The following is a 5,100-nucleotide window of genomic DNA, read 5'->3' as shown; positions in this document are numbered from 1 at the left end:
TCCCCCTCCCGCCCTTCCGGCAAGACCAAGGTCGCCGCGCCGCCAATGCGCGCGAGCGCGTGCGCGGCGCCGGGCGTGCCGGCGATCGCGACGGACGCGGTGAAACCGAGACGCCGAACGAAGGATAGAAGCCGCGCGGCGAAGCACGCCTCGCCGCCAAAGAGATGCGTCGTGCCGGTCAGATCGAGCCATAGCCCGTCGCTGCCCGACACGGCGGCAGTCGGTGTCCAGTGGCGCACCGCATGCAAGGCGAGCCGATCCAGCCACGCCCGATCGGCCTCGGGCGCAGCGTCATACACATCGAGATCGGTAACGAGCGCGCGTGCATGCGCCGCGGCCATGCCGGGCGCGAGTCCAAGATCGAGTGCGAGTGGACAGGCCGCGGTCACGACATCGCGCTGACCCGTGCGAGCGACGAGGATGGTCGGGCGAGCGCCCCACAGCGGCCGCGGTGGTGGCGCGATGGACGCGCCGGGCGGCGCGCATCCATCATCCGCCCGCGATAACCGAAAGACAGGCGCGGCCGCCTCGCTGCGCCGCCCCAGCTCGCGCATGGTCGGTTGCTGGTGCGCCGGACGCGCGTCGACAAGGTCGCGGTTCGGCGCGGCCGAAGCCGTGTCCCGCGCCCAACGAGCACCCGGACGCCAGCCGCCGCCGCGCGGCACCGAGCAGGCGCCCGGATTGTCGTCGACGGGTTCGGGAAGGCGCGGGCCGAGCCGCGCGGGTTCAGGCGGCGTGCCCGAGCGCGAGATCGGCGCTGCCCGTCGCAATCGCTCGATCGCGAGTTGCGGCAGGAAGAGCGAGGCGACCCTGGTCATCGCACGCCTCCAGTTCGAGGGAGAAAGGCGGCCCGCCGCGCTGGCGCACAAGTTCGACCGACCATCGCCCGCGCCCCACCCCAGGCATCGGCAGCGGGGTCGAAGCGAGGCTGCCGATCCGCCAGCGCGTGCAGGCCAGCGACAAGTCGGTGAGCGGACATTGGCCGTAACGGCGATAGCGGCGGTAGAGCAGCATCGGGGTGCCGCCTTCGGAGGCGGCGAGCTGGAGGCGGCGTGTTGCGGTCTGGTCGGCCGCCTTCACCTCGGCGACGACGCAGGCGAGCGACCCGTCGCGCAGTGCGTCCTCGCACAGGGCCAGCAGTTCGCGGTCGTTCTTGCCTTGCGCATAAAGGACGCGCCCGGGCCCGAGCCCGGCCTGCTCGAGTCCCGGGGCATAAAGATCGAAGCGTGTTAGCGCCCATAAGGCAGACAAGCCCGGTGCCGCGAAGCGCGCGGCAATCCCCGCCGCAAAAAGCGTTGCCGCTGCATCGTCGCTCCAGCTTGCCGAGGCAGCCGCAACTTCGTGCAGGCCCCCAGCGTCGAGCCCGCCGGCGCTCAGCAGATGATCGATCGGTCCCACGCCGAACGGCAGCACCGGTCCGCGCGCCACAGCGACGCGCGCCACGGTCTCGCGAAGCGCTTGAAGCTCCTCGGCGCTCGGCCGGGGCGGTGAAAAAGGCGGTGCGGTCATGATGGTCATCGACTCATATGTTCCCCATATGTTCCACCCGGAACGAACGTGCGTCAAGCCGTCCGCGTTCCCTTGCTGAAGATCATTCACTGGCGCGTCACCTTCGCGCCTGTAAAAGCGCGCTAAATAATATGCCGCTCACCACCGACCTGCCCTGGACCCAGCTTGCGATCTACGCCGTCGGCGCGGCGCTGATCTTGATGCTGCTATTCAAGATTCCCTATGTCGGGCGAGTCTTTCGCGCGCTTTTCTCCTTCGCGCTGCTCGCCTTCGGCATCTTCCTCATCCTCCAACAGGCACCCTTCGATCCCAATCTCTCGCGAATCACCGCGAGCCTCGGCCTCGACCGGCAAGAGGTGGTGGGCGAGGAGGTCCGCATTCCGATGGGCCGCGACGGACATTTCTGGGCGACGGTCCGTCTCAATGGCACCGAGCGGCGCATGCTTGTCGACAGCGGTGCGACAGTCACCGCTCTTTCGGTCGCGACGGCACGGGCCGCAGGCGTCAATGCTGACGCGACGCTCGTGCCCTTGCTCATGAAGACCGCGAACGGCACGGTTCGCGCCGACGCAGGAACGCTCGACCGGCTAGAGATTGGCGGCATTGAGGCCCGAAAGCTCAAAGTCGTGATCTCGCCCGGGCTCGGCGACACCGACGTCCTGGGCATGAATTTCCTCTCGGAACTTCAGTCATGGCGCGTCGAGGACCGCACATTGATCCTGACGCCGAAAATCGCCAAATCCGGCGCCTGATGCCGGCCGACAATCGCGCCAACATCGATCGCTAATCTTGCTCAGCCTCATTGTCAGAGTCACCGCGCGGTTCGGCGGGATCAGCGATGGTAAGACCCAGAAGCTCAGCCGTCCGCTCGTCGCGCTGTCCGCCGAACCAGCGGTCGAGCGCCGCCCCGACGAGCGCGCCCGCGCCAACCGTTTCGAACAGCGTCAACGACGATCTGAGCTTTACGGCATCGACATCGCCGAACACCGCCACCGCGTCACTGCCGATCAAATCCTGGAGTGCCGACACGCATTCGACGTAGCGCGTGCCAAGAAGCGGATGCGCCAGATAGGCGCGGGCCTCGACTTCATCGGCAATCGCATAACGCTGCGCCATCGCACTGCGCCCGAGCCCCGCGAGCTGTGGGAAGATAAACCACATCCAATGCGAGCGCTTCTTGCCGCGGCGAATTTCATCGAGCGCGCGGGCGTAAATCTGCTCCTGCGCGGCGACGAACCGCTCCAGCCCCTGTGCTTCACTCATAGCGCCAGCGCGCCCTGCGCCGGCGGCTTGCCGTAGACCTGCGTGACCTCAAGGCTGCCCTCGGGCAGCCATTTGAGGACATCGGCGGCGGGAACGCGCGGGTCGAGCCAAGCGGCCCATTGATCGCGCGGCAGCGGGATGATCTGGCGATGATGATAAGGTGCAATGTCCGGCCCCGCGTCCATGGTGAGCAGGCTAAAGGCCTCGCCGACATGGGCATCGCGCCAGATGCCCGCCATGCAGAACCAGCGATGATCCTTCATCGTGAACAGCCATTTATCGAGCCGCTTTTGCGTCTTGTCGGTCGGATCGGTGAATTCGTAGAAACCGTCGCACAGGACAAGGCAGCGCTGGGTGCCAAGATCGCGGCCCTCCGAGCGGACATTATAGACCGGCTTCCCGCCCTGTCCCGGCCAGCTCCAGCGCCGGTTGACGAGCTCGCCCATCGCCGAGCCGTCGCTCGCCTTCACGATCGGCCCCATGTCGGTGATGCGGACATCTTCGCGCGCTGGCACGTTCGGCGCGCCCTCGGGCATATCGATCTTGATCTTGAGGTCGTCGAAATCCTCGGCGATCGAGGCGATGTCGACTTCCAGCCTGTAGTCATTGCACATTCGCATCTGCCCCCTGGCTCTTGCGACTCATCTTCGTTCCTATTATGTTCCACATGTGACCATCGCGCCAACTCCTTTTGATCCCGATGCCCCGGGCGGCGGCGTGACGGCGCTCGTGCGCCGCGACCCCGACAATATGGGCGAAGTCGAAATGGTCAAAGCCGCATGGGGTTCCGATCCGCGGTTCTCCGACGGCATCAATTTTCGCTTCGTGCGCTCCGAAGGCCGTGCCTTCCCCAAACGCCGTTGCCTGATCCCAGCGTCCGAGTTCCGCATGGGCACGGGCGACCATCGTTATCGGGTCACGCTGGACAGCGGCAATTTCTTCTATCTCGCGGCGGTCTGGGATCCGCCGCTCGCCGACTGGCCGCTGTCGTACCGCATCCTCACCATCCCCGCCGGCGCCGACGTCATCCCCTATCAGTCACGCCACGGCGTGATCGTCGAACGGCGCAATGTCATGCACTGGCTCGACGGCACGCTGCCGAACGAGGTGCTGTTCGAGGAGCCGCCGCGCCACACGCTCTTCGTCGAACCGCTGCGGGCGCAAGCGGTGCTCCCGCTATGACGCGCGCCGCAGCCGCGCGGGCACTGCGGCCCGCGCCCCAAGCAGACCTTTTTGGCGCACCCTTGCTTCCCGGCCTCGCATATGGCGACGATGTCGTCACCCCAGCCGAAGAGGCTGAGCTGATTGCCAACATTGCAGCGTCCAGCCTGACGCCGTTCCAGTTTCAGCAATGGGAAGGAAAAAGGCTGACGCGCTCATTCGGCTGGACCTATGATTTCCAGACCGGCCGATTTGCCCCCGGCGATCCGTTGCCAAAATGGCTCGAAACGCTGCGCGGTCGCGCCGCAGCGTTCGCCGGCCTCGATGCCAGCGCGCTCGAACAGGCATTGATCATCGAATATGGCATCGGCGCGGGCATCGGTTGGCACAAGGACCGCCCCGTCTTCGAGCATGTGATCGGCGTGTCGCTCGGTTCGCCAGCCGTGATGCGATTCCGCCGCCGCGCGGGCGAGAAGTTCGAACGCGCGGCCGCCGACCTGGCACCGCGGTCAATTTATCATATGCACGGCGAAGCCCGGAACGACTGGGAACACAGCATTACGGCGATGGGCTCCCCACGCTGGTCGGTGACCTTTCGCAGCCTGCGCTAGCCACAATGCGCGGCTGACCAAAATTGAACTGATCTCGCCAAAGTCGCTCGACGCTCTCCAGAAAAGACGCGCTCTTGGCGAGCCCGCAGCGAGGCGGCGTGCGATGCGCGCCAGTGCCTAGCCGCCGCCTCGCAAGGAAAGCGAGCCGAGTGCGCCGCGCGGCCCAACATCAGCGCGACCCCTGGCCGAGCCTGCCGAGGCCAGAGTGCGCCCATCAGATACCGCGCTCACTTCGAAACCTAGCCGCTTGGTGACCGCCCGGTTTCTGGCCGAAAAAAGCGAACCGTGACGGCTGATCTCGCTCCGAGACATCTTTTGGCGCTGCCGTACAATTATCGATCGGGCTGCGACGTTATCCGCGCCGTGCGACCCAGGAGAGCTCTTCCTTTCAGGAAATCAGAGATCTTCATCTGACGCCCGCACGGTTTCGATCGGGCGGGCGTCTTTTTTCCGGTCCGTTCGATACCAGTTCGAACCTTTCGTTTAACGGCAATTGGCCGATGCACGAACCACTGCGTGGATTGGCGCTAGCCTCGACGTAAAGTCGTCCAGCGAG

General features: G+C 65.9%; 6 protein-coding genes and 1 pseudogene. 3 read left to right on the top strand and 4 right to left on the bottom strand.

Features of this window, described 5'->3' with window-relative positions; genetic code table 11:
- Together JHC57_RS21025 and JHC57_RS21020 are read right to left on the bottom strand one after the other, a co-directional pair.
- Positions 1-818 (bottom strand): annotated as a pseudogene (locus JHC57_RS21025) (hypothetical protein); the annotation flags it as partial.
- The gene (locus JHC57_RS21020; RefSeq protein ID WP_366928557.1) at positions 727-1,518 is read right to left on the bottom strand and encodes a protein ImuA; all 792 of its coding nucleotides are present in this window, start codon (positions 1,516-1,518) and stop codon (positions 727-729) included. The pseudogene JHC57_RS21025 and the gene JHC57_RS21020, both read right to left, overlap by 92 nt.
- Before the next feature lie 122 nt (positions 1,519-1,640).
- On the opposite strand from JHC57_RS21020, the gene JHC57_RS21015 reads away from it, so the two are divergent.
- Positions 1,641-2,261, top strand: a complete 621-nt coding sequence (locus JHC57_RS21015; RefSeq protein WP_294032531.1) for a TIGR02281 family clan AA aspartic protease — start codon at positions 1,641-1,643, stop codon at positions 2,259-2,261.
- 31 nt (positions 2,262-2,292) lie between these two features.
- On the opposite strand, the gene JHC57_RS21010 is transcribed toward JHC57_RS21015, so the two are convergent.
- Entirely contained in the window at positions 2,293-2,772 is a 480-nt protein-coding gene (locus JHC57_RS21010) for a DUF1810 domain-containing protein (protein WP_294032530.1), read from the bottom strand.
- On the bottom strand, positions 2,769-3,386 hold the full coding sequence (locus tag JHC57_RS21005; RefSeq protein WP_294032529.1) for an SOS response-associated peptidase: 618 nt from the start codon (positions 3,384-3,386) through the stop codon (positions 2,769-2,771). The genes JHC57_RS21010 and JHC57_RS21005 overlap by 4 nt, the downstream gene beginning before the upstream one ends.
- A gap of 103 nt (positions 3,387-3,489) precedes the next feature.
- Here JHC57_RS21005 and JHC57_RS21000 point away from each other — a divergent pair, with 103 nt between their 5' ends.
- Positions 3,490-3,954, top strand: coding sequence for an SOS response-associated peptidase family protein (locus JHC57_RS21000; RefSeq protein WP_294032528.1), 465 nt, complete (start codon positions 3,490-3,492; stop codon positions 3,952-3,954).
- 62 nt (positions 3,955-4,016) lie between these two features.
- A complete protein-coding gene (locus JHC57_RS20995; protein ID WP_294032527.1) occupies positions 4,017-4,544 on the top strand; it encodes an alpha-ketoglutarate-dependent dioxygenase AlkB in 528 nt (175 codons plus the stop codon).
- Positions 4,545-5,100 lie beyond the last annotated feature (556 nt).

This window comes from Sphingopyxis sp. (assembly GCF_016463645.1).
Taxonomy (GTDB): Bacteria; Pseudomonadota; Alphaproteobacteria; order Sphingomonadales; family Sphingomonadaceae; genus Sphingopyxis.
Note: the sequence above shows the minus strand (reverse complement) of the source record. Positions and strands in the feature narration are given on the sequence as shown.

Coding starts and splice junctions, on each gene's coding strand:
- JHC57_RS21010 (WP_294032530.1), bottom strand. CDS start 2,772: ATGAGTGAAGCACAGGGGCTGGAGCGGTTCGTCGCCGCGCAGGAGCAG.
- JHC57_RS21015 (WP_294032531.1), top strand. CDS start 1,641: ATGCCGCTCACCACCGACCTGCCCTGGACCCAGCTTGCGATCTACGCC.
- JHC57_RS21020 (WP_366928557.1), bottom strand. CDS start 1,518: ATGACCATCATGACCGCACCGCCTTTTTCACCGCCCCGGCCGAGCGCC.
- JHC57_RS21005 (WP_294032529.1), bottom strand. CDS start 3,386: ATGTGCAATGACTACAGGCTGGAAGTCGACATCGCCTCGATCGCCGAG.